This window comes from Nocardia heshunensis (assembly GCF_054782115.1).
In genome coordinates this window covers 268,242-292,790 of the sequence record NZ_BAAGTC010000003.1, presented here as the reverse complement: position 1 = coordinate 292,790, position 24,549 = coordinate 268,242, and the positions used below count along the sequence as shown (strand labels likewise).

22 protein-coding genes are annotated in these 24,549 nt (G+C 67.5%); 12 read left to right on the top strand and 10 right to left on the bottom strand.

The features are described 5' to 3' along the window. Positions 1-27 precede the first annotated feature (27 nt). From ACYVN4_RS08030 to ACYVN4_RS08020, 3 genes are read right to left on the bottom strand one after another with little or no spacing between them, the layout of a single operon-like run. Entirely contained in the window at positions 28-969 is a 942-nt protein-coding gene (locus tag ACYVN4_RS08030) for an extracellular catalytic domain type 1 short-chain-length polyhydroxyalkanoate depolymerase (RefSeq protein WP_460718806.1), read from the bottom strand. A 47-nt stretch (positions 970-1,016) separates the two neighbouring features. Continuing rightward, on the bottom strand, positions 1,017-1,517 hold the full coding sequence (locus ACYVN4_RS08025) for a gluconokinase (protein ID WP_460720519.1): 501 nt from the start codon (positions 1,515-1,517) through the stop codon (positions 1,017-1,019). Positions 1,518-1,551: 34 nt separating this feature from the next. Next, positions 1,552-2,955: a GntP family permease gene (locus ACYVN4_RS08020; protein WP_460718804.1), complete on the bottom strand. Its 1,404-nt coding sequence runs from the start codon at positions 2,953-2,955 to the stop codon at positions 1,552-1,554. 142 nt (positions 2,956-3,097) lie between these two features. Between ACYVN4_RS08020 and ACYVN4_RS08015 the strand changes: the two genes are divergently transcribed. Next, positions 3,098-3,811 (top strand): FadR/GntR family transcriptional regulator, encoded by a 714-nt coding sequence (locus tag ACYVN4_RS08015; protein WP_460718802.1) that lies wholly within the window; start codon positions 3,098-3,100, stop codon positions 3,809-3,811. 29 nt (positions 3,812-3,840) lie between these two features. Here ACYVN4_RS08015 and ACYVN4_RS08010 read toward each other — a convergent pair whose 3' ends face one another. Further along, entirely contained in the window at positions 3,841-4,284 is a 444-nt protein-coding gene (locus ACYVN4_RS08010; protein ID WP_460718800.1) for a hypothetical protein, read from the bottom strand. Between the two features lie 162 nt (positions 4,285-4,446). On the opposite strand from ACYVN4_RS08010, the gene ACYVN4_RS08005 reads away from it, so the two are divergent. The 3 genes from ACYVN4_RS08005 (at position 4,447) to ACYVN4_RS07995 (ending at position 8,846) form a co-directional block, all read left to right on the top strand. Beyond that, positions 4,447-6,198, top strand: a complete 1,752-nt coding sequence (locus ACYVN4_RS08005) for a protein kinase domain-containing protein (RefSeq protein WP_460718798.1) — start codon at positions 4,447-4,449, stop codon at positions 6,196-6,198. Between the two features lie 235 nt (positions 6,199-6,433). Beyond that, complete coding sequence (locus ACYVN4_RS08000; RefSeq protein WP_460718796.1) at positions 6,434-7,606, top strand: cytochrome P450 family protein; 1,173 nt, start codon at positions 6,434-6,436, stop codon at positions 7,604-7,606. Between the two features lie 10 nt (positions 7,607-7,616). Next, positions 7,617-8,846 carry a cytochrome P450 family protein gene (locus ACYVN4_RS07995; protein WP_460718794.1) on the top strand — a complete coding sequence of 410 codons (1,230 nt, stop codon included), beginning with the start codon at positions 7,617-7,619 and terminating at the stop codon, positions 8,844-8,846. Between the two features lie 45 nt (positions 8,847-8,891). On the opposite strand, the gene ACYVN4_RS07990 is transcribed toward ACYVN4_RS07995, so the two are convergent. Continuing rightward, on the bottom strand, positions 8,892-10,310 hold the full coding sequence (locus ACYVN4_RS07990) for an amidase (RefSeq protein ID WP_460718792.1): 1,419 nt from the start codon (positions 10,308-10,310) through the stop codon (positions 8,892-8,894). Positions 10,311-10,592: 282 nt separating this feature from the next. On the opposite strand from ACYVN4_RS07990, the gene ACYVN4_RS07985 reads away from it, so the two are divergent. Further along, a complete protein-coding gene (locus tag ACYVN4_RS07985; RefSeq protein WP_460718790.1) occupies positions 10,593-11,834 on the top strand; it encodes a PucR family transcriptional regulator in 1,242 nt (413 codons plus the stop codon). Between the two features lie 77 nt (positions 11,835-11,911). After that, complete coding sequence (locus tag ACYVN4_RS07980) at positions 11,912-12,889, top strand: transcriptional regulator (RefSeq protein ID WP_460718787.1); 978 nt, start codon at positions 11,912-11,914, stop codon at positions 12,887-12,889. 38 nt (positions 12,890-12,927) lie between these two features. On the opposite strand, the gene ACYVN4_RS07975 is transcribed toward ACYVN4_RS07980, so the two are convergent. Beyond that, entirely contained in the window at positions 12,928-13,953 is a 1,026-nt protein-coding gene (locus ACYVN4_RS07975) for an FAS1-like dehydratase domain-containing protein (protein WP_460718785.1), read from the bottom strand. A gap of 268 nt (positions 13,954-14,221) precedes the next feature. On the opposite strand from ACYVN4_RS07975, the gene ACYVN4_RS07970 reads away from it, so the two are divergent. Further along, entirely contained in the window at positions 14,222-15,295 is a 1,074-nt protein-coding gene (locus ACYVN4_RS07970; RefSeq protein WP_460718783.1) for an esterase/lipase family protein, read from the top strand. Here ACYVN4_RS07970 and ACYVN4_RS07965 read toward each other — a convergent pair. Continuing rightward, a complete protein-coding gene (locus tag ACYVN4_RS07965; RefSeq protein WP_460718781.1) occupies positions 15,212-15,952 on the bottom strand; it encodes a TetR/AcrR family transcriptional regulator in 741 nt (246 codons plus the stop codon). The genes ACYVN4_RS07970 and ACYVN4_RS07965 overlap by 84 nt on opposite strands. Before the next feature lie 121 nt (positions 15,953-16,073). Here ACYVN4_RS07965 and ACYVN4_RS07960 point away from each other — a divergent pair, with 121 nt between their 5' ends. The 4 genes from ACYVN4_RS07960 to ACYVN4_RS07945 all read left to right on the top strand — a co-directional run bounded on the left by ACYVN4_RS07960 (position 16,074) and on the right by ACYVN4_RS07945 (position 21,008). After that, a complete protein-coding gene (locus ACYVN4_RS07960; protein WP_460718779.1) occupies positions 16,074-17,447 on the top strand; it encodes an ABC1 kinase family protein in 1,374 nt (457 codons plus the stop codon). A 151-nt stretch (positions 17,448-17,598) separates the two neighbouring features. After that, positions 17,599-18,006: a hypothetical protein gene (locus tag ACYVN4_RS07955; RefSeq protein ID WP_460718777.1), complete on the top strand. Its 408-nt coding sequence runs from the start codon at positions 17,599-17,601 to the stop codon at positions 18,004-18,006. A gap of 202 nt (positions 18,007-18,208) precedes the next feature. Next, positions 18,209-19,243, top strand: a complete 1,035-nt coding sequence (locus ACYVN4_RS07950) for an alpha/beta hydrolase (RefSeq protein WP_460720517.1) — start codon at positions 18,209-18,211, stop codon at positions 19,241-19,243. 94 nt (positions 19,244-19,337) lie between these two features. Next, positions 19,338-21,008, top strand: a complete 1,671-nt coding sequence (locus ACYVN4_RS07945; RefSeq protein ID WP_460718775.1) for a DHA2 family efflux MFS transporter permease subunit — start codon at positions 19,338-19,340, stop codon at positions 21,006-21,008. Between the two features lie 407 nt (positions 21,009-21,415). Here ACYVN4_RS07945 and ACYVN4_RS07940 read toward each other — a convergent pair whose 3' ends face one another. The 3 genes from ACYVN4_RS07940 to ACYVN4_RS07930 form a co-directional block, all read right to left on the bottom strand. Further along, on the bottom strand, positions 21,416-22,843 hold the full coding sequence (locus ACYVN4_RS07940) for an HNH endonuclease signature motif containing protein (RefSeq protein ID WP_460718773.1): 1,428 nt from the start codon (positions 22,841-22,843) through the stop codon (positions 21,416-21,418). Positions 22,844-22,936: 93 nt separating this feature from the next. Beyond that, positions 22,937-23,320: a RidA family protein gene (locus ACYVN4_RS07935; RefSeq protein WP_460718771.1), complete on the bottom strand. Its 384-nt coding sequence runs from the start codon at positions 23,318-23,320 to the stop codon at positions 22,937-22,939. Positions 23,321-23,331: 11 nt separating this feature from the next. Beyond that, a complete protein-coding gene (locus ACYVN4_RS07930) occupies positions 23,332-23,868 on the bottom strand; it encodes a PadR family transcriptional regulator (RefSeq protein WP_460718769.1) in 537 nt (178 codons plus the stop codon). 98 nt (positions 23,869-23,966) lie between these two features. On the opposite strand from ACYVN4_RS07930, the gene ACYVN4_RS07925 reads away from it, so the two are divergent. Further along, on the top strand, positions 23,967-24,530 hold the full coding sequence (locus ACYVN4_RS07925) for a hypothetical protein (protein ID WP_460718767.1): 564 nt from the start codon (positions 23,967-23,969) through the stop codon (positions 24,528-24,530). The last annotated feature ends 19 nt before the right edge of the window (positions 24,531-24,549 follow it).

Genomic DNA, 24,549 nt, shown 5'->3' with positions numbered 1-24,549 from the left:
CCCTGGTTGTCCGGTGTTCGGCCAGGGCTAATTGCGGAACCGGGACATGAACTGCCAGATAACGTCGGTGGCGTCGAACTGGTGGCTGACCTTCCCGACCAGGGCCTGCGGCAGGTACTGGGGGCCGTCGGGCCAGGTGTGGCCGCCACCGGCAATCGAATACAGCTGGACCTGGGCGCCGCCGGAGCAGTCCGAGGAGGTGAGCGTCACGGTGGTGCCGTCGTCGGTGCGCTGCGGCTGCGGTGTGGTGGTGGCCGCAGTGCAGCCGTCCTGCTGCCGCCAGAACTGCTGGGTCGCGTCGACCGACAGCACCGGGCTCGAGCCCGGTCCGTGATGGCCGGAGGTGACCCGGACCACGCCGCCGTCATAGGGGACGATCGGGTCGGAGGTGCCGTGGATCTCCAGCACCGGCATGGGATGGCTTGGGGTGCAGGCGGATTGGTCGGCCTGGGGGAGCGGCCCCGCCACCGGTGCGATGGCGGCAAGTTTGCCGGACAGCCGGCAACCCAGATCCTCGGTGAACATGCCGCCGTTGGAGATGCCGGTGGCGTAAACCCGTGTGGGGTCCACATTGTCGCCGCCGATGATCCGATCGATCACCGCGCCAACGAAACCCACGTCGTCGATGTTGGCGGCGCTGGCATTGGTGTCGTCGCCGCGGCCGTCGTTCCAGGACTTCTGGTAGCCGTTCGGGTAGACGGCGATGAACCCGTCGGCGTCGGCGAGCTTGTCGAAACCGATGCCGGTCATGGTCTGTGCGTTGCCTCCGCCGCCGTGGAAGACGAGCACGGCGGGCAGTGGACCGGAGGGGTGGTTGGCGGGGTAGTGGATGAGGTATTGGCGTTGCAGTCCGCCGAAGTCGAAGGTGACGGTCGGATCCTCGGCGGCGCGGGCCAGCGGGTGCCCGCACCCGGCGGCCATCAGGGCGGTGGAGAGCAGGAGCGTGGCAGCGATTCTCGGTGCGTACACGCAGGTGAGCGTAGAGCGGCAGCCTGAAGCTGGGCTGAAGCTTCGAATCAGCTGTGAGCGCGGATGGCGGCCAGCGCCGCCGCGGCGACTTCGCTTGGCGGCGGGCCGATTTCGATGCCGACGATGTGCTCGTCGGGACCCGGGTTCTCGAGGGTTTCGAGTTGGGAGTCCAGCAGCCCGGGCGGCATGAAGTGGTCCATGCGGGCGGTGAGGCGGCGCTGCAGATCGTCGCGGGAGCCGGTCAGGTGCAGGAAGGTGAGCACCGCCTCGGGATGGCCGATCATGCTGCGGCGCAGGATGTCCCGGTAGGAGCGCTTGAGGGCCGAGCAGGTGACGATGGCGCTGCGGCCCGCCGTCACCTCCCTCGACATCCAGTCGGCGATGGCTTCCAGCCACGGTTCGCGATCGGCGTCGGTGAGGGCGTGGCCCGCCGCCATTTTCGCGATATTGGCCGGTGGGTGCAGGTCGTCGCCTTCGAGGAGATCCCAGCCCAGGGTGCTCACCAGCATGCCCGCGACGGTGGATTTCCCGGAGCCGGAGACGCCCATGAGGATCACGATGTGCGGCTGGTCGGTCGCCACGCTAGATCACCGCGCTCAGCGCGAGCACGCCCGCGAGACCCGACAGCGAGATCACGCATTCCATGACGCTCCAGGACTTCAGGGTCTGCACGACATTCAGTCCCAGGTACTCCTTGACCATCCAGAATCCGGCGTCGTTGACGTGCGAGAGGAACAGCGATCCGGAACCGATGGCCAGCACCATGAGCGAGACGTGAGAGTTGCTCAGCCCGGCCGCGACCGGGGCGAGAATGCCCGAGGCGGTCACGGTGGCGACCGTCGCCGAACCGGTGGCCACCCGGATGAGGGCGGCGACGAACCAGGCCAGCAGCAGCACCGGCAGGCTGGAGTCGCGGATGGCGTCGGCGATGGTGGCGGCGATGCCGGTGTCGACGAGGACCTGTTTGAAACCGCCGCCCGCCCCGACGATCAGCAGGATGCCCGCGATGGGTGGCAGCGCGCTGTTCATGGTGTCGGACAGGCGATCCCGGGTCATCCGCCCGCCGCGGCCGAGCACCAGCATGCCGACCAGCAGCGCGATGCCGAGCGCCACCACCGGGGTGCCGAGCACATCCAGGAGCTTCTTCACCGGGGAGCCGGACTTGGGGGACACCACGTCGAAGACGGCGCTGCCGAGCATGAGCACGACCGGCAGCAGGATCGTGGCCAGCGTCGCGGTGAAGCTCGGGCGCGGCCCGCGCTCCTCGTCTGCTTGCGGCTCGGTGGTGGAGAACAGTTCGGGCACCGGCACATTCACCCAGCGAGCGGCGAGCTTGCCGAACAGCGGACCGGCGAGGATCACCGTCGGCACCGCGACCAGCACGCCGAGGCCCAGGGTCAGTCCCAGATCCGCCTTCAAGGCCGACACCGCCACCAGCGGTCCCGGATGCGGCGGCACCAGCCCGTGCATGGCCGAAAGCCCGGCCAGCGCCGGAATCGCCACCGACAGCAGGGGTAGTCGCGACCGGGTGGCCACCAGCAGGATGACCGGCATCAGCAGCACCACGCCGATCTCGAAGAACATGGGCAGGCCGATGATCGCGCCGACCAGGCCCATCACCCACGGCAGTGCGCGCGGTCCGGCGCGGCGCACGAGGGTGTCCACGATCTGATCCGCGCCGCCGGAATCGGCGAGCAGTTTGCCGAACATCGCGCCGAAGCCGATCAGGATGCCGACGCTGCCCATGGTCGAGCCGAAGCCCTTCACGAACGAGTTCACCGTGTCGGCGGCACCGAGGCGGGCGAGCAGGCCGACGGCGATCGCGCCGATGGCCAGCGCCAGGAACGGATGCATCTTGAGCCAGGTGATCAGGCCGACGATGAGGGCGACACCGATGAGTGCGGCGGTGATGAGCTGCGCGCTTCCGGCGTGGTGGGTGGCCGCGTCGGCCAGGCTCGCGACGGCGAGCGGTTCAGGGTTGTGCATGACGCTTCTTCGAGTCGAGGTGGAGTGATCCAGGGCACAAGGGCCGAATATGGAGGACTATATCAAGACAGATCGCGAATAAGTACTACGTATTGCCTAGCCTTCGCCGATAGATATGCCTCGAATGTGTGAGACTGAAGCCATGGTCGACCGGTCGGAAGCACTGCCCCTGCACGACTCCGTGCTGGATCGGCTGGGTTCCGACATCGCCTCCGGAGCGATCGCCCCTGGTGCGCGCATCTCCTCCGACGAGATCGCCACCCGTTTCGACGTCTCCCGCACGGTCGCTCGCGAGGTGGTCCGCGTCCTGGAATCCCTCGGCATGGTCGACATCCGCCGCCGCGCGGGCATCACCGTCCTGGACCCGTCCGGCTGGCATGCCCTCGACCCCAAGCTGATTCGCTGGCAGCTCGCAGGTCCGCAGCGCTTCGCCCATCTGGCCTGGCTGGCCGAATTGCGTTCGGGCACCGAACCGCTCGCCGCCCGCCTGGCCGCGACCGCCGCCACCCCCGAGCAGTGTGCCGACCTGACGGCCGCCGTGATGGGCATGTCGGCGACCGCGCGCTCGGCCAATACCGACGCCTATCTGGCCCACGACGTCACCTTCCATGCCACGCTGCTGGCGGCGAGCGGCAATCCGCTGCTGGCGGTGTTCGCGCCGATCGTGCGCGAGGTGCTCACCGGCAGAACCGAACACGAACTCATGCCCACCCAGGCGAATCCGCAGGCGTTGCAGTTGCATGCCGCGGTCGCCGCGGCCGTCCAGTCCGGCGACGGGGCCGCCGCCGAGGCCGCCATGCGCGACATCGTGAACGAATCCGCTACCGCCATCGCCTGTCTGCGCCCGACGACCTAGCTCGAAACGGCTGACCTGGCCCGAAACGGCTACGGCACCAACAGGTACCACTCGGCCCACGGCCCCTGCAGCGGCCAGCTGTTGGCGAACAACTTGGCCAATCCCATTCCCACCCACAGATCCAGCGTCTGCGTCTGCCCGGGAGCGTCGCTGCGCACGTACACCTCTCGCGATCCGAGACCGGCGGATCCGACCCAGCCCAGCACGATGTGGGTGCCGCACGGCCCGCCGAGATAGCCGAGGGGCGTGACCCGAGCGGTGATGTGCCCGGGCATCCCCGGTGGCGATTCCAGGGCGACTGCGATCGCTCCCGCGCAGAAATTCGCGTCCCCGCCGGTGAGGACCACCGACCCGAAGGGGGCGAGCTGGGGGAGCCAATCCGCCCGCGCGGGCGGCGTTCCCACGCCCGTCAGTCCCGCCGCGATCCCCGTCACCGCGATAAACCCCGCCAGTACCCGCCGCATCGTCATCATTCGATGTCCTTCCGGCCGAACGAAACTCGCGAAAAGTTCCAGGCAGAAGCATAGCGAAGACCGGGGTATCGCGGCCAGGCCGCTTGACAGGCGGCGGTGTCGGTGCTGCGGTGTCGGCGATGCCCGGTATTGTCTGCGGTGCAGGTGGATCGGGAGGATTGGTTGGGTGAGCAGCTCCGGCAGGGAATGACCTTCGCCGGGTATCGGATCGAGCGCCTGCTGGGCGCCGGCGGAATGGGTGAGGTGTACCTCGCCCACGATCGGGATCTGCCCCGTTTCGTCGCATTGAAGCTGCTCAACCGCGTGGTCGGCGATGACGGCGAGGTGCGGCAGCGGTTCCTGCGCGAGGCCAACATCATTGCGCGGCTGTCGCATCCGAACATCGTCACGATCTTCGCGCGCGGCGAGGAGGACGGGCGGCTGTGGCTGTCGATGGCCTACGTCGACGGCTCGGACCTGGCCGCCGAACTGCTCGCCGGGCCGCTGGAACTCGCGCGCACCGCGGCCCTCACCGCGGATGTGGCCCGCGCCCTGGACTATGCGCACGATGTCGGCGTGCTGCACCGGGATGTGAAGCCCGCCAATATCCTGCTCACCGCGCAGCCGCGAGAATGGGCGCTGCTCACCGACTTCGGGATCGCCGAATCCAATCACGAGACCCGCGGCATCACCGCCAGCGGTGAGGTGATGGCCAGCTTCCAGTACACCGCGCCCGAGCGCTTCCACGGCGAGGCGCGGGTGGATCGCCGCGCCGACGTGTATTCGCTGGGCTGCACCCTGTTCCAAATGCTCACCGGTACCGCCCCGTTCGCCGACGGCGACCTGCCGCAACTGATCTACCGGCACGTCAGCGCCCCCGTGCCGTCGGTACGCGACATCAATCCGGCGCTGCCCGCCGCCCTGGATCCGGTGCTGGCTCGCGCGATGGCCAAGGACCCGGCCGACCGCTTCGGCACCTGCGCCGAACTGGCTGCCGCCTTGGCGGATGCGCTGGCCGAGCCGCCACCCCGGGCCTCGGCCGCGCGCTCGCGTGGCGCGATTCCGGCCTCGCACACCGCGACTGCCCGTCCGCGGGTATCGGCGACCCGGTCTCCGGCATCGAGTCCGGGTGCGCACGCATCGACATCCGATCCGCGTGGTTCGACGACCGGCCCACGCGGCTCGACCACTGGCCCGCGTGGCTCGACCACGGGTCCGCGTGGTTCGACGACCGGTCCGCGTGGTTCCGCAACCGGTCCGCGGGCGTCGGCGACAGGTCTGCGAGTTTCGGCGCCGCCCCAGCGAGAAGCCGGTCGCCACAGCGCGATCGAGGAGTCCGGTCCGTGGACGCGATCGCGCGCACTGCTGGTGGTCCTGACCGTCACCGTGCTCGCGGGCGCCGGTGCTGCCGCCGTCGGATTGCTGTCCTCCCTGCTTGGTTCGAGCCACGACTCGACCACCCCGGAGGTCCTGGCCCGTCCGTCCACCGTGCTCTCGACCAAGCCCACCGCGAGCTCGACGCCCACCTCGATCAGCACGTCCGTCGGTATCGCGGCCGACGGTTGCCCGTCGCGCCGCACCCCCGACGCGGTCTCCGGCATCGATTCCGGCAGCACCGCCAGCGGTCCCGACGCCATCCTCGGCTTCCAATACGCCTACTACGTCCTGCGTTCCGGCACTGTCGCCCGCCAGTTCGTCGCCGACGACGCGGCCAGCGTGGCCGATGCCGCCAAGATCCAATCCGGCATCGACTCGGTTCTGCAGGGCACCCGCTACTGCGTCCAGATCACTCGCCTCGCCCCCGCCGACGACGACCACTGGTCGGTCCGCATCACCCAACAGCCCCCCGGAGAACTCCCCGACGTCTTCACCCAAACCGTCACCACCCGCACCGCCGACGCCCACACCCTCATCACCTCCATCGTCGACAGCTAGCCCACGGGTTGGTGTTTCACGCGGTGGTGTTTCGCAAAAAGGGTGGGTGTGCTGACGGGCTGCTAGGGTGCGAAGCGTCGACTCGCCCCGGCCGTCCGGGCCGGGGTCGGTGAAAGCTGTTATTCGATAGGGAGTTTCGGGGTTGGACACAGCAGGATCAAGGGGCGGGTTCTCGGGGGCGTCGGGTGGTTGTCCGGTGACGGGCGGGGCGCACAGGGTGGCCGAGTCTCGGATCATGTTGGGCACAGAGGAATTCGTGGCCGATCCGCACGGCGCCTATCGGGACATGCGCAGTACGCACGGGTCGATGGTGCCGATCGAGCTGGCGCCGGGGGTGCCCGCGACGCTGGTGGTGAACTATCGCACCGCGCTGCGGATTCTCAATGATCCCGAACACTTTCCGGCCGATCCGCGCCCGTGGCAGGACAGCATTCCGGAGGATTCGCCGATCCGGCCGATGATGCAGTGGTACCCGAATGCGTTGCGCAATGCGGGGGCCGAGCACGCCCGGTATCGGCAGGCCTACACCGCGAGTATCGACGGTATCGATCTGCACGCCGTGCATGCCACCGTCGAGGAGATCGCGGGCCCGCTCATCGCCGCCATCGGGGCCGAGGGCAGCGCGGATCTGGTGTCGCAGTACGCACTACCGCTGGTGTTCGAGGTGCTCAACCGATTGGTGGGCTGCTCGGCGGATATCGGTCAGCGGGTGGCCACCGGCATGGCGGCCCTGTTCGACACGGTGAACGCCGCCTGGGGCATGCAGACCCTCGGTGAGGCGCTGCTGGAGTTGATCGCCATGCGCCGCAACGAACCCGGCGACGACGTGACCTCCCGCATGGCGCACAACTCCGCGAACCTCAATGACGAAGAGCTGCTGTATCAGCTGGTCAGCTTCTACGGCGCGGGCATCGAACCCATGCAGAACCTGATCAGTAACACGCTGCTGCTGATGCTCACCGACGACCGCTTCGGCGGCGACATGCTCGGCGGCAGTCTCTCCACGCGCGACGCGCTCGACGAGGTGTTGTTCAACGACCCGCCGATCGCGAACTTCGCCACCAGCTTTCCGCGCCAGCCGATCCTCATCGACACCACCTGGCTGCCCGCCAATCAGCCGGTGGTGATCAGTCACGCCGCCTGCAACAACGATCCCGAGATCGCGGGCGGCGACCGCACCGGCAACCGTTCGCACCTGGCCTGGAGCGCGGGCCCGCACGCCTGCCCCGCCCGCTCGGTCGCCTACCTGGTGGCGCAGACCGCCATCGACGAGTTGCTCGACGCGCTGCCGGACCTCCGGCTGGGCGTGCCGAGGCACGAAATCTCCTGGCGTCCCGGCCCGTTCCACCGCGCCATGGTGGCACTGCCGGTCGATTTCCCGATTAGCCCCGCGCTGCGCGCGGTGTAAGGAGCAGTCCATGTCCCAGAGCCCGATCGTGCTGGATGTCACCGGAACCGACATCCAAGGCGAATCCGCGCGGATTCGCGCACAGGGCCCCGTCACGCTGGTCGAGCTGCCCGGTGGCGTCCCGGCCTGGTCGGTCACCGATCAGGCGACGCTCAAGAGCCTGCTCGCCGATGCGCGCGTCTCCAAGGATCCGCGCCAGCACTGGGCGGCGTTCATGAACGGTGAGATCACCGCGGCGTGGCCGCTGATGCCGTGGGTGGCCGCGGAGAACATGTTCACCGCCTACGGTGTGGATCACCGCCGGCTGCGAAAGCTGGTGTCGCCGGCCTTCACCCACCGCCGCACCACCGCCATGCGCGAGCGCATCGAGGCCATCGTCACCGAACTGCTCGACGAGCTCGCCGCGCTGCCCGCGGGCGAAATCGTGGATCTGCGTTCGCTTTACGCCTACCCGGTGCCGATCCGCGTGATCAGCGGTCTGCTGGGCGTGCCCGAGCACCTCGACGCGGCCATCCACAAGTGCGTGGACGGGTTCTTCGACGGTTCGCTCACCGCCGAGGAGGCGATGGCCAACTTCGTCGAAATGTACGAGCGGGTGGGCGAACTCGTCGCGTACAAGCGTGAGCACCCGGGCGACGACATCACCTCCGCCATGATCGCCGAGCGCGACGAGGAGGACGGCTCGCAGCTCAACGACAAGGAGCTCGTCGAGACCCTCATGCTGGTGGTGAACGCCGGGCACGAGACCACCGTGAATCTGCTGGATCAGGCCGTGGTCGCGCTGCTCACGCATCCCGAGCAGCTGGCCGCGGTGGTCGCCGAGCAGGCGTCGTGGGCCGACGTCATCGAGGAGACGCTGCGCTACCAGTCGCCGGTCGCGCACCTGCCGCTGCGGTATGCGGTGGAGGACATCGAGATCGACGGGGTCACCATTCCCAAGGGCGAGGCGATTCTGGCCTCGTACGCGGGTGCCGGTCGCGATCCGAAGATCCACGGCGAGTCCGCCGACGCCTTCGACATCGCGCGCGAGACCAAGGATCAGCACCTGGCCTTCGGGCACGGCGCACACCACTGCCTGGGTGCGCCGCTGGCCCGCATGGAGGCGGCCATCGCACTGCCCGCGCTGTTCGAGCGGTTCCCGAACCTGCGGCTGGCCACGGACGCAACGGAATTGAAGCCGCTGGGCAGCTTCATCTCCAACGGGCACACCAGCCTGCCGGTGCTTCTCACCGCGGAGTAGGCGCCCCGCCGCGGGCCGGTCGATGATCGGTCCGCGGCAATCGGGTCAGCCCGCCGCGATCGGCGGGCGCACGGTGGCGAAGCCCGTCGCCTGTTCGAAGGCGTGACCCACCTCCAGGACCAATCGGTCGGCCCGGTGTGGTCCGACGATCTGCACACCCACCGGCAGCCATGCCGTGGTGAATCCGGCGGGCACCGACAAGGCCGGACATCCGGTGGCGCTCACCAGATACGACGATCGCATCCAATCGAGATAAGTGTGCATCGGTTCGCCCGCGATCTGCTCGGGATACTCGAGCTCCACCTCGAACGGCGGCACCTGGCTGACCGGCAGCAGCAGAATGTCGTAGCGCTCGAAGAACTCCCGTACCCGGTGGAACAGGAGCGTGTGCAGCACTTCGGCTTCGGCGAGGTCGCGGCCGGTCAGCGTCAGCCCCTGCTCGATATTCCAGACCAGGGCGGGTTTCAGCCGATCCCGTTGCGGCAAGAGTGGTCCCAGCCCGGTCGCGAACTGCCAGGCCCGCAGCGTCCGGAACACGTCCTCGGCACCGGAGAGATCCGGGCAGTCCTCGCTCACCACGGCACCCATATCCGCGAAGACCTGCACCGCGCGCTCGACCACATCGCGCACCGGTGGTTCCACGGGTACCGCGCCACCCAGGTCCGGGGACCACGCGACCCGTAGCCCACGCAGCTCCCGCTCCAGCGGGGGAGCGAAGAGCGAGCCTGGTTCCGCGATCGCGATCGGGCTGCGCGGATCCGGGCCCGCGAGCACCGAGAGCAGCAGGGCCGCGTCGGACACGCTGCGCGCCATCGGGCCCTGCACCGCCAGCGTCAGCCAGGCCATCGGATCCGGCCACGTAGGCACCCGGCCCGGCGACGGACGCAAGCCGACCACATTGCAGAACGACGCCGGATTACGCAGGGAGCCACCCATATCGCTGCCGTCGGCGAGCGGATGCATGCCGCAGGCCAGGGCCGCCGCCGCGCCGCCACTGCTGCCGCCCGCCGATCTACCCAGGTCGTAGGGGTTGAGGGTGGCACCGAACACCGGGTTCACCGTGTGCGAGCCCGCCGCGAACTCCGGCACATTGGTCTTGCCGAGGGTGATCACGCCCGCGGCCTTGAGTCGTTCGATGACCAGCTCGTCGCGCTCGGGCACATTGTCGGCCAGTAGCGGACTGCCATAGGTGGTGCGGATGCCCGCGGTGTCGTGAGTGTCCTTGTGGGCCATCGGAATCCCGTGCAGCGGGCCCGGTTCCTCGCCGGCGGCCAACCGCCGGTCGGCGTCGCGGGCCGCCGCGAGCGCTTGCTCGGGCACGAGGGTGACGATCGCATTGATCTTCGGATTCAGCCGTTCGATCCGGTCCAGATGGGCGCGGGTGACTTCCACCGCCGACAGCTTGCCCGCGCGCAGCCATCCGGCCAGCTCCCGCGCCGACGCATAACAGAGATCGGAATCCACAGGCGCTCCTCATCATTCGGACGCGCCTTCATGGTCCACCTTCGCAGGGGGTCCCGCGACCGCAATGGGTAACTTGATGATCTCGTAAAAGTGAGCGGACCTCACCAACCGGCTCCGATATCCGTTGCCGACCGGTTACGTCAATTCCATGTTCGCGCAGCTCATCCCGTCGATCTTCGAGCGAACGGTGGTCGCCGGGAAAGAGAGTAGAAGGTGAGTTCGAGATCACCTTAGAGTTCGAGATCCACCGCCGAGACGCGGTAGATCGGAAGGAAGTCGACGATGACAACCGACGGAACTCTCCGGGAGGGCCTGACCGTCTCGGGTCAGCCGATGTCCGCCCCACTGCAGGACGTGCGCACCGTATCCCGGCAGCTGGTAGGCCATTTCGTGGACCACGTCATCCCGTGCGCGACGCTGCCGGGTGACATCATCTCCGGCGACGTCACCGCCGTCACCCGGGTCTGCCTGGAATTCGCGGTCGGCATGCTCGACGGCCGCGACATCCCCGCCAAGACCGGCCGGGTGGCCGAGGCCGCGGCCGGGTGGGCCCGCGAGGGCGTGCCGATCGACACCGTCCTGCACTCCATCCACGAGGGCTTCCGGCTCGGCATGGACCGGGTGTTCTCCGGTGCCACCGCGCGGGACTACGACCATGTCGTCGACGGCGCGAAACTCGTGGTGAGCCTGCTCGATACGATCAGTGCGACGGTCGCGCGCGCCTATGTGCGCGAGTACCGGTCCGTGGTCGGTGAGCACCACACCGCCGTGCACACCCTCACCTCGGCGCTGCTGGGCGGGCACCCGACCTCGACCATGGCCCGCGAATGCGGCATCGAGATCGCCGACTCATATCACGTCCTGGCCCTGGCGATCCCGCGGCATCGGGACGAGGGGCATCCCATGCTCGACGGCAAGGTGGTCGCACGCCGCAAGCTGCGCAGGCTGCAGGCCGAGCTCGCGAACCGCTGCGGCGGAACGGCACTCGCGCTGCTGAGTGTGGACGGTGGCACCGTCCTGGTCCCGGCCGCCGCGCTGGACGACGCGACACTGGACGAGCTGGTCACCAGGCTCTCGGCGGCGGCACGGGTGGCGGTGACCGCGGCGCTCGTGGTCGCCGCACCACCCGAGATCCCGGCCGCCGCCGACCGGGCACACGAATTACTGGACATGGTGCAGCGACTGAATTGTGTGGCCGGACTGTACCGATTCACCGATATGGCGCTGGAATACCAGCTCACCCGCCCCGGTCCCGGCCGGGAAACGCTGGGTGCCCTGCTGGATCCGCTCGATGCGCATCCCGAACTGTTGCGGACCCTGCAATGCCATATCGGCAACAATCTGCATCGCCGCCAGACCGCGCGGGTCCTGCATATCCACACCAATACCGTCGACTATCGACTCAAACGCATAGGCCAGTTGACGGGTCTCGATCCCACGGTGACCGCCGATCTGTGGCAGTTGCGTTCGGCGCTCATCGCACGGACTTTCGCCGATCACAGCCAGACGGAGCGAAATATGTGAAGTGTCCGAAAAACACGGCCGCACAGTGGAACACGCGCCGCCGGCTCGTAGCCTGATGCCGAAATCAGGAGGGCACGTTGAACATACGAGAACTACCGGATTCCACCGCAGTCGACGACCGGGCCGCCGCGGGCCCGCCGAACTTTGCCGCGAAACTTGCCGAAATGTTCGCCGGTGACACCCAGGGGCTCGGGTCCGGCGATGTGGACGAACGGGCGCGCGCCTGCCTCGCCCGTGCCGCCGGCGCTGCCGCGCCTGCCGCTCACCGGTCCGGGTGGCTGGTCGAGGTCGCGGAATCGGCGGCCGGATTCGCCCGGGAGGGGATCGACCTCGACCGGATCCTGCTCGGCTATCACGAGGCCATCCGTGACGGCCTCGAGCTCGCGGTCACCGAATCGCCGGGGGCGGATGCCACCTCGGTGGGTCGCGCCGAACTGCTGCTGGGATTGCTGCGAGCGGTGACGATGGCGACCACTACCGCCTACGTCGACGAGTTCCGGTTCGTGGCGCGCGAGCACCAGACGGCCGCACAGACGCTGGTCGCGGCCCTGCTGAGCGGCCACAGCCGTTCGACGTTGGCCCGGCACACGGGCATCTGCATCGCGAATGCGTATCAGGTGGTGGCCGTGCGTATTCCGGCGTCGGACGCGGACGAGCACACGGTCACGGAGATGACCGCGCTGCGTCGCCTGCGCCGCGTGCAGGCGGCGCTGGGCGCGGTGCTCGGCTCGCGGGCGCTGTCGCTGCTGGCCGCCTCGGGCGGGATCGTGCTGGTGCCGCAGGACGACAGTGCCGGGTGGGGATTGGCGGGCGCGTTCGCCATGACGGCGCGGGCGCTGACGGCGCTGTCCGACACGGCGGGAGTGGAGCTGACTGCCGTGGTGCTGTCCGGGCCGACCGCGCAGATCCCCGATCTTGCGGCGCAAGCGCACGAACTGCTGGAAATGGCGCACGCCCAGGGCTATCCGCCCGGTCTGTACCACCCCGCCGATCTGGGGGTCGTGCCCGGACCCGACGACCCCGATTCCACCGCCGGGCAGGACGTGTCGGCGTGAAGCTCCGGGCGGGCCGCGGTCGGGGCGGCCCGCCCGGGTCACCCGGGTGACCTGCGGACCGTGGGTGCGAAGCCAACCTCCGCGCTGGCATAGCCGAAGATCTTGCGGCCCTGTGATTTCGCCTCGATCGCGACGGTCGCGGTGCGGCGGTGCTCATCGCGCGCGACCACCCGGCCGGTGAATTCGATATCGGCGTCCGCGAGGCGAGGCACCGTCAAATAGTGGACGTGATTGGCGAATTCGGCCCGGTACTTGATCACAGCGGCGGGATCCCGCGTCCAGGAGGTGACGTATCCGGCGGCGAGCGCCAGCACCAGCATGCCGGGCGCGACCAGCGTCGGCCCGTCAGCGTCGGCGTCGGGGGAGAGCATCCCGTCGGAGGACGAATTGCCCACGACGCGTGCGTAATCGGTGAGGTCACGCGCCTTCAGTGTGGCCCCGGCGGTCGGCAGCCGGGTATCCACCGCGAGCCGGTCGAAGTCGATGCGGGTGCGCGGCAGGCGGCTGTGGCGCACGCCGGTCGCCACCACCCGATCGTCGGTGCCGAAACAGGCGCTCGCGGCCCGCTCCGCTGCGCGCTCGTGATCACCGGTGCGGGCCAGCAGCGCGGTGGAGCCGCTCTGGACCGGCACACCGTGCTGGTCGGTGAGCACGGCGTTGACGGAGATTACGTCGAAAGACCGGAAATGCCGGAAGGATTCGAAGTAGACGTCGCAGGTCAGCACGTCACCGGCCAGCAGGGGGCGGCCGATGTCGAGGGTTTGGTCCACGTGGACCACGCGATCGGTGCGGTACCCGGTGATCAGCTTCTCGAGGATCTCGCGCCGCGCCTGCTGCCACACCACCGCGGCGAATGTGGGCGGCGCCACCAGCGCGTCGAATCCCAGTCGCGCCGCCGCCGATTCGTGCCAGTGGGCGGGATGGAAAGCCTGGACGGCACGGGCGAACTCGCGGATGCGGACGCGCTCCACGGGGAAGGTTCGCGAACACCGGTAGTGGCGGCCGACCAGTGCCAGCGCCTGTTCGGCCCCGGCGGTCGGAGTGCGGTGGTTCATGAATGTCATGAATTCATCCCGCGAAGGCCGCCGCGTGGAATCGGAAGGAACTTTGGATATTTCACCGAATTACCCGCTGGACGGTTGTGACGGCTCCTCTACCGGGCACTTTGTATCGCGTCACGGAGTAGCCGGATGGAAATTCGTGAGCTGGTCCAAGGTTTGGCGGTGACTCTTCTGGACACGTCGGACGGCGGCCTACCTTGAGCGCGGTTTCGATACGGGAAGGCATGAAATGAGAAGAAACACGCGCCGTAAGACGGTAAGGGCAGCGGTAATGGTGGGGGTCTCCCTACTGGCGGTCGGATTCCCCGGTCCGGGCGCGCATGCCGACTCCGGATCGGCCTGCACCTCCGGCAGCGGCGCCGGATCGGGCAATGGCTCCGGCAACTGCTTCGGCGGCAGTGGGTCCAGCTCCGGCTCCTCGGGCGGCTACGCGTCCGACACCAAAGGTTATGGGCCGTCCATGACTTCGTGGCTGGCGGCCTTCGGCTACGGGCTGCTGAACCCGGACGCGACTCCGCCCGGTGCCAACGACTGGAACTGCAAACCGTCCGCCGCGCATCCGCGGCCGGTGGTGCTCGTGCACGGGACCTGGATGAACGCCTACAACGGTTTCGCCTTCATGGGCCAGCCGATCAAAGACGCCGGTTACTGCACCTTCACGCTCAATTACGGTCGGTCCGATCTGGTGCAAGGCGGTGGGCTGGGCTCGGTGTTGCCCGGCACGATGGGCACCGGCTACATCCAGGACTCCGCGAAACAGTTGGCCGCCTTCGTGGATCGGGTGCTGGCGGCGACCGGTTCGTCCCAGGTCGATCTCGTCGCGCACTCGCAGGGCGGGCCGATGTCGGGCTGGTACACGAAGTTCGAGGGCGGGGCGGCGAAGGTGCACAATCTGATCACACTGGGCGCGACCAATCACGGCACCTCGCTCGACGGCATCGGCGCACTGGGGCGGGCCATCAACAATTTCGGCATCGACGTGCTCGGTCTCGTCGAGATCTTCGTGGGGCATGCCGGAATTCAGCAGACCATCGGCTCGGACTTCATCAATCAGCTCAATGCCAACGGTGACACGGTCCCCGGCATCGACTACACCGTCGTCGGCACCCGCTACGACGAGATCACCAATCCCTACGACCGCACCTTCCTGAAAGCCGGTCCGGGAGCACAGGTCTCGAACATCACCCTCCAGGACGGTTGCGAGCAGGACCTTTCCGATCACCTGACAATGATGTACTCGCCGCGGGCGCTGTCGATCGTGCTACGGGCGCTCGATCCCGGGCAGCACCCCAACCTGGACTGCACGTTCAACCCGTGGCTGCTGGGCGGTGGCGGGACGCTCTGAGCCACTACCGTGCGCCGGTTGCCGCGACTCGGCCTCGATCCAGGCGGAGAGCATCCGGGCGGTCATGGCGATGGCCTCCTGCCGTTCCTGGCTGCCGACCTCGAGTGCCGAGACCCGCAGCACCCCGGCGAATCCGGTGTTGATGAGTACGAAGGTCATCATGTCGTAGCGATGATCGTCGCCGGGGCCGAGAATCTGGATCAGCAACACCTTGACCAGCAGCCGCAGCCGGGGCTCGAACTCGGGCAGGCCGCTGCTGTAGAACTGCACGCCCGCCACCAGCGCGCGCACCAGCTTGGCGTTGGCGACCAGTTCCTCGGTGAACACCTCCAGCAGTTCGGTGATGAGTTGCTCACCGCGGCTGAACAAGGGCGTCAGCGGTTGGCGCGACAGTCCCGAAACCCATTGGGTGAAGCGGCGTTCGATGTTCTCGAGCAGTCGGCCGAGCAGTTCCTCCACGATGACGCTGCGATCGGAGAAGTACCGGTACAGCGTGCCGATGCTCACCCCGGCTTCGGCGGCGATCCGGTTGGTCGAGGTGTCGGCGATGCCGCGCTCGCCGAACAGGCGGGCAGCGGTATCGAGGATGTGTTCGCGGGTCGCCTTGGAGCGTTGCTGGGTCGGGCGGCGGCGATTGCCCACGGTCTTGGGCGGCATCGCGGCCTCCTTGCTGCGGTGAAAACCGGCACCGCGGTGAAAATGAGCGATGCTCAGCTTAGCCCTCGAAGATCGAAACCGGTCGGGTATGTTGTTGCGTCACAACGGCGTGGAGGATCGCATGGCCCACGAACTGCCCACGGGCCGCATCGCGCGCGGCGGCCGTCTCGGTCGGCTGGCAGCGGGGCAGGCCGCCCGCGGAATCGGGACCCGGCTGTCGATGATCGGGCGACCCGAGCAGGCCCGCCGGATCCTCGCGCAGCGTTCCTCGCTGCAGGCCGCGCAGCAACTGGTCACCGTGCTCGGCAGCATGAAGGGCGCAGCCATGAAGCTGGGGCAGATGCTGTCGGTGCTGGATCTGGACCTGGTACCGGAATCACATCGAGAACTGTTCCGCGACAAGCTCGCCGAACTGCGTGACCGCGCACCGGCGGTGCCGTTCAGCGCCATGCGCGCGGTGCTCGAGGACGAGCTCGGGCCGCTGTCGCGGGTGTTCGCCGAGTTCGACGAGACCCCGGTCGCGGCGGCGTCGATCGGGCAGGTGTACCGGGCGCGACTGCGGGATGGTCGCGCGGTCGCGGTGAAGGTGAAGTATCCGGGAGTCGACAAGGCCGTCCGGGCGGACATGCGCAATCTCCAAATGCTCAGCGGGCTTTTGAAGTCCGTGCTGCCCAGTGCTGGGGATGCCGCGGTTCTCGATGAGATCACCAGCAATATCGGGGGCGAACTCGACTACCTGCGTGAGGCCCGCACCCAGCACCAGGTTGCGGCTCGCTACCGGGATCACCCCTACATCGTGGTGCCGGACAGCGTCGAAAAGTACTGCACCCACCGTGTTCTCGTCACCGAATTCCTCGAGGGGGAGCCCTTCGAGGCGATGCGGGGCCTGCCGGACGCCGAGCGCGACCATATCGGTGAACTGGTCTACCGCTTCTACATCACCTCGCTGTTCACCGACTACGAGTTCTGCGGCGATCCCCATCCCGGCAATATCCTGCTGCACTCGAGCGGTCGGGTCGGCTTCGTGGATTTCGGCCTCTACCACCGGATGGACGCTGTCCATGTGGAATTCGAGCGCACCGGGTTGCGTGCGGCGTGCGAGGGGCGCGCCGATTTTCTGTACGAGCATTGGGCCGGGCGCGGCATCATCGATCCCGACGCGGGCGTCACCGCGCCGGACGTCCTGGAATACGTGTGGGCCGCTGCGGGCTGGCACCTGCTCGACGAGGAGATCGCGGTGACGCCGGAACTGGCCACCGCCGCCGTGGTGCTCGCAGTCGACCCGCGTGCCGCCGACTTCCGGGGTCTGCGCCGCCAGTCGCTGCCACCGGAACATGTCTTCTCCCGCCGGGCGGACCTGCTCACTTTCGCCGCTCTCGGTCAACTGCGGTGTACCAACAACTGGCATCGCATCGCGCGCGAATGGCTCTACGGAGAATCTCCGGCCACCGAGATCGGCCGGGCCGTCCGGCAGTGGCGGTCCGATCGCTCCTGACAAGCCCCCGGTGACGCGCCGGGTTGTGCGGGTCTCCCACATGATCGGGCCTGCTGGTTGGACCATGGTGATCAGCGGCGCAAACCAGCCCGCGCGTTTTTCCCGGTATGTCGGCTTTTCATATGTCCGAGGCTCAGGAGGAACGAAACTCATGGTCACCATTCGAAATCAGTGGCGTTCGGCGGGTGTGGTCACGGCCCTGGCGGTGTTGGGTGCGGTCGGATTATTCACCGCCCCAAGTGCTTTCGCCGTCAACTCGATCGCGGTGGATTCGGCGACGGCGTCGGCCGTCGCCATCGAGTACACCTGTGAATCGTCCGCGGGTGTCGCCGCCATCGACGCCATGGTCGGGGATCCGAACGCAGAAGGCCCCGCCGCGACCGGCACTCAGACGTCGGTCACCTGTGACGGCTCCCAGCACAATGCGACCATCGCGCTCACCGCCACGCCCGGGCAGCCCGCCCTGGCCTCCGGTGCGGGGGTGCAGGTGCGTGTCGCGCTGGTCGATCGCAGCGAGACCGTCGTTTCCGGCACGGCGAAACTGCTAACGCTGAGCTGAGTCGTCGGTGCGCGAGTTGCCCGCTGCGCGACAGCAAGTGGAAACCTCCCGTTAGCGGGCGACTGTCAGACTCGCCGCCGCGTGCCCGATGCGCACCAGGTCGGGGCGCGGCGGTTCAGGCCGTCGGAAGCACAGTCGCCGGGCCACGCGCGCCGGGCGGCACACGAGAACCAGGACCCCGGACGTGCGAATCCGCTCGATCATGTGCAGCGTGGCAGTGCTGGCGGCGGTGGTTCCGATGGCGCTGTCGGCCAGCCCGTTCGACCTCCCGGCCACCGCCCAACCGGATGTCGCGGAGGCCGACTATCCCGACGATTCACCGAGCTCGCCGGATGGGTCGACCATTGTGGCCGCCCACGTCGTCGACGGCCGCCACCTCGAGTTCACTGTCCACTCCGCCGCCATGAACTCGGACTTCCCGGTCGAGGTGCAGCGCCCGGCCGATAAATCCGTGCCTCGGCCCGTGCTCTACATGCTCAGCGGCGGCAGTGGCGGCACCGGTGCGGCGTCCTGGGCCCGGCGGACCGACGTGTTCGAGTTCCTGGCCGACAAGAACGTCAATGTGGTGCAGCCGATGGGCGGCGCGGCCTCGTACTACACCGACTGGCGGCAGCCCGATCCGCGCTTGGGTGTCATGAAATGGACCACCTATCTGACCGAGGAGCTACCCCCGCTCATCGACGCCGCACTCGGCACCTCCGGCGTGAACGGCCTTGCGGGAGTATCGATGTCGGGTACCTCGGTCCTGCAGCTCCCCATCGCCAAACCGGGTCTGTATCGCTCGGTGGCTGCCTACAGCGGTTGCGCCCGCATCGCGGATCCGATCGGCCAGGCGTTCGTCCGGATCACGGTGGCGTTCGGTGGTGGCGACGCCGCCAACATGTACGGCGCACCCGGCGACCCCATGTGGGCGGCCAACGACCCCTACCTGCACGCCGAAGCCCTGCGCGGCATGGACCTCTACCTCTCCAGCGGCAACGGCCTGCCCGGCCCGCACGACCGTGCGAGTGACCGCCATTTCGCCGGTGCCACAGACAGTCTCGTGAACCAGATCCTGGTGGGCGGCATCCTGGAGGCCGCCGTCGACCAGTGCACCCGCGACATGGCCGACCGCCTCACCTCGCTGGGCATCCCGGTCACGGTCGACCTGCATCCGTACGGCACTCATTCCTGGGGCTACTGGAACGACGAATTTCCCACCTCGTGGCCGGTATTGGCCCACGGTCTGGGGCTGTAGCGAACGGGTTTAGTCCGGTTTTATGAATCCATCCGGTCGGTTTGTGTAAGGCTGTGACCCGACGAGGCATGACTCCCACCACCAGGAGAGTGTCATGAACGCAGTCGCAGCATCCGCGGACACCGAGGTTCCCATTCGAGGCCGTCGCCGCACGATCGCCCTGATCGTGGTGCTCCTGGCCTACTTCCTCGACCTGCTGGACAACACCATCGTCAATGTGGCGCTCCCGCCGATCCAACGCGAGCTCGGCGCGCCGTTGTCGAGCGTGCAATGGGTGGCCGGCGGGTATGCGCTGACCTTTGCGATCGTCCTGATCACCGGTTCTCGGCTCGGTGACATCTTCGGTCGCCGACGGCTGTTCCTGATCGGCGTCGCGGGCTTCATCACCGCCTCCGCGCTGTGTGGCACTGCCGACGCCGCCAATCAGTTGATCGCCTACCGGCTGGTGCAAGGTGCCTTCGCAGCGCTCATGGTGCCGCAGGTGCTCGCCACCATCCAGGTGATGTATCCACCTGCCCAGCGCGGCAAGGCGATTGCGGCCTTCGGCGGTCTGGCGGGACTGGCGACCGTCGGCGGCCCCATCCTCGGCGCACTGCTGACCTCCGGCGACATCGGGGGACTGGGTTGGCGGTCGATCTTCTACGTCAACGTCCCGATCGGCCTGCTCGCCCTGGTGGCCGCGTTCTTCGCGCTCCCGGAATCGCATGCGCCGCAAGCCGAACGGCTCGACATACTCGGTGTGGTGTTGAGCAGCGTGGCGCTGTTCCTGCTGGTCTACCCGCTGATCCAGGGGCGCGAAGCGGGCTGGCCCCTGTGGACCTACGGGTGTATCGCGGCGTCGGTTGCGGTACTCGTGATCTTCTTCGCCTACCAGCGTCACCGCGCCGCGACCGTCGGGTCCCCGCTGATCGAGTTGCGGCTGTTCCGTTTACGCACCTTCAACGGTGGATTGCTCACCGCGGCACTGTTTTTCGGTGGCGTCATCGGCTTCTTCATGACCATGACCCTCTACTTCCAGATCGGCCTCGGCTACAGCGTGCTGCGAGCCGGTCTGACCGGTCTGCCCTGGGGGATGGCGGTTCCGATGTTCGCCGGTATCTCCGCCGGTGTGCTGGTACCCAAGATCGGGCGCTCGGCGCTACAAATCGGCTTGGTGTTGTACATGCTCGGTCTCATCGGATTGATCTGGACCGTAAGCCATTTCGGCCCGCACGTCACGTCAACCCAGTTCATTGTCCCGCTACTGATCGGTGGTGTCGGCATGGGCCTGGTGGTGGCCCCACTCGTCGATTTCTCCCTGACCGACGTCCCCGTCCAAGACGCAGGATCCGCCTCCGGCCTCTTCAACACCACCCAACAACTGGCCTCCGCCATCGGCATCGCCGCCTTGGGCACCGTCTTCTTCGGCCTACTCGGCACCCAAGCCGCACCCGCCCTCTCCCACATCCAATCCCAAGTCCATTCGGGACTCACTGCCGCCGACATCCCACCCGACGCCCAGGATCAAATCTTCGCCCAGTTCGGTGCCTGCTTCACCGACCGAGTCCGCGCCTCCGACCCCGAAACCGAACCCGTTTCCTGCCGCACCTCTGAGCAACAGGCAGCCCCGCCTTTACCTGCCGTCGAGCGCACGATGCGCTCTGCGGCCGGTACCGCTATGGCCGATGACTTCGGGCGGTCGTTCCAACGGACGCTCTGGGTCGTAGTCGCTACCGGATTTTTCGCTTTGCTCGCCAGCTTTTGGTTGCCACAGAACAAGAGCTGAAAAATCAAGGGCTGGAAGAGCAAAAGCTGGAAAGAGCAAGAGATAAAAGCGGCCTGGAGGAGGAGATAGGAGGTGGCTGGGTTCGGCTGGCCTGCTGCCGGTTCCAGCCACCTCACCGCTCGGCCGTTCATCGTCTCTGTGGAATTGTCAAAGACCAAAAGAGAAAACCTGCGGGAGTCTTTGGAGTTCTTGGCTTTTCGTTCTGTTGTTGTCGGTGGAGGTGATGCGTGCGGTCCGGGGGCTGGGATCGCCGGGTGGCGGCTCCCGGGTCGCGTCAGCTCAGGTCCGGTAGGGCAGGCGACGTGCCCACACTTCTTCTTTTCAGTTCTGCGCACGCCCGCGATGACGAGCAACTCGGTCTGCAAGCAACCCGAGGGGCCCCACCGGTGGTGAGGCTGCCACTCGAATTAGGGACGTAACCAGCGGCCGACCGCTAGTTCGCCGCCGTGATGGCGGTTGTTGATTCGCGGGGTCTGGGTCGGATCCAGGTGGCGGGGTGCGATCCAGCCGATCCGCCCCGCGTGTTCGGAATCCTCGGGCATCACCACGGTTTTCCAGTCTTGCGGGCCGTGTCCGATGAGGGAGTGGCAGGCATCGCACGCCAAGGTCAAGTTTTCGATGTCGGTCGCTCCGCCCTTGGCCCAGTCGGTCACGTGGTGGACTTGGGTGAGGGTGGCGGGCGCGTTGCAGCCCGGGCGCGTGCAGCCGCGTTCGGCCGCGATCAACGCCAAACGTTGTGCGGTGTTGGCGAGGCGGTTCTTCTTGCCGTGCCCGAGATGCAGTGGGCGGCTGTGGTGGTCGAAGACTGCCAGGAACGGCTTGGCCTTCTCCGCCAACGCGAGCGCCTCTTCCAGCGGCACCGTGCCACCCGAAGCGGTGGTGGCGACACCGGCGGCGGCTTCGACCTCGGCGAGGGTCATGGTGAAGATGGCCGAGACGGGCAGGCCGCGGTGCTGGCCGAGGTTGGTGGGCCCGAGTTCGGGGCGCAGGAACGCTACCAGGGCGTCGTGCTGACGCTGTGCGGCGGAGCGGTTGTCACGGTGCGCGGCGGCTTCGATCACGGCCGGGTCGATTCCCTCGGCACGCCAGGGGCTTTCGGGGTCGGCGGGGTTGCACATGCCGGGACGCGCCAAATCAGCGAAGATCGGGTCGAGCAGCGCGCGTGCGGTCGGGGTGAGTTCCCCGCTGATGGTGGACATGCCGTCGATGCCCTGCTTGCCCAGCGTCACGCCCCGGCGACGCTGACGGTCGGCGTCGGTGGTGGCGGTCCCGTCGGGGTCGAGGCGATCGAGGACACGCGCCGCGGCCGTGCGCAGATCATCCGGGGTGGTGCGGGTCGCCAGCTCGGCGAGCTCGGCTTCGGTCTTCTCACGCTGCGCCGCGTCGATCTTCTCCGGGATGCGGTCGACGAGCTTGGCGATCACCCGCGCGTGATCAGCGGAGATCTGTCCCTGCTCCTGCAGTTCCGCGGTCGACGCCAACACCGGCGGCAAGACTTCTCCGTCGTGCTGGTGGGCACCGAGCAGCGCGGCGGCCTTCACCCGCGAGACGGCGTCGGCGTGGCTGAGGTGAAGGGTGTCTTCGAGGTACTTGTCGGTGCGTGCCTTCCACCCGGCTTTCTGCGGCAGGCAACGGCTTTCGACCCCCTCGATCACCCGGTGCTCGAACCCCGCGAGGCGACGCTTGCTGGTCTCGTACTCGCGCATCACCGCCACGAACTCGCCATCGGAAAGATCCGTCAACGACTCGCGCAACAGCGCATCGGTGGCCCGCGCGAGCATCACGATCGCGTCTGCGATCGTGATGTCGTCGAGAACCGTTGCGCCGCTGGTCATGCCACTATTCTACCCCACTCGAACGCACATTCGAAGCGAATTCCATTGTGATATAACAGTTTTCAGATAAGCGCCTACAAATTGTCAACCTGCTCACGCCGCGGCGACGACCTCGATCTCGAGCAGCCAGCGCGGATCGAAGATCCCAGCGAGTACGACCGTCAGTGCGGGTTTGTGTCCACCGAGGACCTCGGTGCGGACAGCAGTGTTGACCGCGGCGAGGGAGCGGTCGCTGAGATAGGTGGTCACCTTGACGATGCTGGCGACAGTCAGCCCGGCATGTGTCAGTGTCGCGAGGATATTCGCCCAGATCAGTCGGCACTGGGCTGTGGCGTCGTCGGGGACGTTCCCGAGCCGGTCCTCCGGGATCTGACCGCTGATGAACAGCAAGCGTTGCGCCCCGATCACCTCGAGCCCGTTGGTGTATCCACCCACCGGCTCCGGAACCGAATCGGCGTCGTGCGCAACCATTTCCATGGTTCCTCAGCCTAGGCCGGTTGGTCCGGCTCTTCGGGGGGAAGCTGGTCCAGGGCCCATCGTGCCCATTCGCGGTTGGTGGCGGTGATGCGTTCGCCGTATTCGAGGGCGATGCGGCCGTAGCGGGAGAGGTTGCTGTTGGTCCAGTCGATGGCGTGTTCGAGTTCGACGAGTTCCTCGTGGGCGTGGTCGGAGCGTTCTTCCATGCCTTCGAGGTAGGCGCGGGCTTGGTCGCGGGGGATGACGCCGAGGAAGAAGATGCGCAGCAGGGCCTCGTTGCGGACGTTGCGTTTGGGGTTCGTGGTGGTGAGCCAGGTGCGCAGGTCGTCGAGGCCGGCGGGGGTGAGGGTGTATTCCTTGCGGCCGCGGGGGCCCTCGTCGCTGACCTCGATGAGGCCGGCGTCGGCGAGCTTGGTGAGCTCGGTGTACATCTGGCTCTGGGTGGCGGGCCAGACGTTGGCAAGCGACTCCTTGAAGGTGCGCAGCAGGTCGTAGCCGCTGGCGGGACCTTCCGACAGTAGTCCGAGCAGTGCGTACCGGAGACTCATAGCAATCACTCTACATTCCACTATTGACATGTCGACACTGGAGGCTCAATCTTGGACATGTCAGAAGTGGAATATCGTGTCGCCGAGGAGTTCTCGAAGTGTCGTACCTGCGCACATTCGCCCCGTGGATCGTCTACGCCGTGATCCCCTCGCAGTACTGGCAGTGGTCGGCGCTCATCGCGTTCGCCATTGCGGTCGCCGGGATCGTGCCGCAACTGCGGGCCGGGCGCAGCCTGGATTCGCTCATCATCGATATCGGGTCGGCGGTGTTCTTCGCCGTGGTCACGGTGCTGGCGTTCGCTGATCCGAACACCGCACTGCATGCCTATCTACCCGCCCTCTCCAGTGGAGTGCTTGCCCTCATCGCCGGATTCTCCCTGCTGATCCGGGTGCCGTTCACCCTGCCGATCGCCAAACAGACCACACCGCAGGAGTTCTGGGACCAGCCGCTGTTCATCCGGACGGCGTATGTGCTCACCTCGGTGTGGACGGCCAGCTTCGTGATCGGTGCCATTGCGCTGACTGCGCTCGCCCACGGTTCCTCCGGGCTCCGGACCACCGTGCAGGTGCTGGCCTTCGTCATCCCCGTCACCTTCACTCTCCGCTACGTCGCCCACGTCCAGGGCAAGGCGCGCGCCGCGCTCGGCGAGCTCGCGGACTGAGCCCGGAAGTCAGGAAACG

Excerpts from the sequence above, each read along its gene's own strand:
- ACYVN4_RS07965 (WP_460718781.1), bottom strand. The coding sequence starts at position 15,952 with ATGCCGCCCAAGACCGTGGGCAATCGCCGCCGCCCGACCCAGCAACGC.
- ACYVN4_RS07930 (WP_460718769.1), bottom strand. The coding sequence starts at position 23,868 with ATGAGTCTCCGGTACGCACTGCTCGGACTACTGTCGGAAGGTCCCGCC.
- ACYVN4_RS07975 (WP_460718785.1), bottom strand. The coding sequence starts at position 13,953 with ATGACATTCATGAACCACCGCACTCCGACCGCCGGGGCCGAACAGGCG.
- ACYVN4_RS07960 (WP_460718779.1), top strand. The coding sequence starts at position 16,074 with ATGGCCCACGAACTGCCCACGGGCCGCATCGCGCGCGGCGGCCGTCTC.
- ACYVN4_RS07970 (WP_460718783.1), top strand. The coding sequence starts at position 14,222 with ATGGTGGGGGTCTCCCTACTGGCGGTCGGATTCCCCGGTCCGGGCGCG.
- ACYVN4_RS07995 (WP_460718794.1), top strand. The coding sequence starts at position 7,617 with ATGTCCCAGAGCCCGATCGTGCTGGATGTCACCGGAACCGACATCCAA.
- ACYVN4_RS07950 (WP_460720517.1), top strand. The coding sequence starts at position 18,209 with ATGTGCAGCGTGGCAGTGCTGGCGGCGGTGGTTCCGATGGCGCTGTCG.
- ACYVN4_RS08010 (WP_460718800.1), bottom strand. The coding sequence starts at position 4,284 with ATGATGACGATGCGGCGGGTACTGGCGGGGTTTATCGCGGTGACGGGG.
- ACYVN4_RS08000 (WP_460718796.1), top strand. The coding sequence starts at position 6,434 with ATGTTGGGCACAGAGGAATTCGTGGCCGATCCGCACGGCGCCTATCGG.
- ACYVN4_RS07935 (WP_460718771.1), bottom strand. The coding sequence starts at position 23,320 with ATGGAAATGGTTGCGCACGACGCCGATTCGGTTCCGGAGCCGGTGGGT.
- ACYVN4_RS08025 (WP_460720519.1), bottom strand. The coding sequence starts at position 1,517 with ATGGGCGTCTCCGGCTCCGGGAAATCCACCGTCGCGGGCATGCTGGTG.
- ACYVN4_RS08020 (WP_460718804.1), bottom strand. The coding sequence starts at position 2,955 with ATGCACAACCCTGAACCGCTCGCCGTCGCGAGCCTGGCCGACGCGGCC.
- ACYVN4_RS07955 (WP_460718777.1), top strand. The coding sequence starts at position 17,599 with ATGGTCACCATTCGAAATCAGTGGCGTTCGGCGGGTGTGGTCACGGCC.
- ACYVN4_RS07945 (WP_460718775.1), top strand. The coding sequence starts at position 19,338 with ATGAACGCAGTCGCAGCATCCGCGGACACCGAGGTTCCCATTCGAGGC.
- ACYVN4_RS07985 (WP_460718790.1), top strand. The coding sequence starts at position 10,593 with ATGACAACCGACGGAACTCTCCGGGAGGGCCTGACCGTCTCGGGTCAG.
- ACYVN4_RS07940 (WP_460718773.1), bottom strand. The coding sequence starts at position 22,843 with ATGACCAGCGGCGCAACGGTTCTCGACGACATCACGATCGCAGACGCG.
- ACYVN4_RS08015 (WP_460718802.1), top strand. The coding sequence starts at position 3,098 with ATGGTCGACCGGTCGGAAGCACTGCCCCTGCACGACTCCGTGCTGGAT.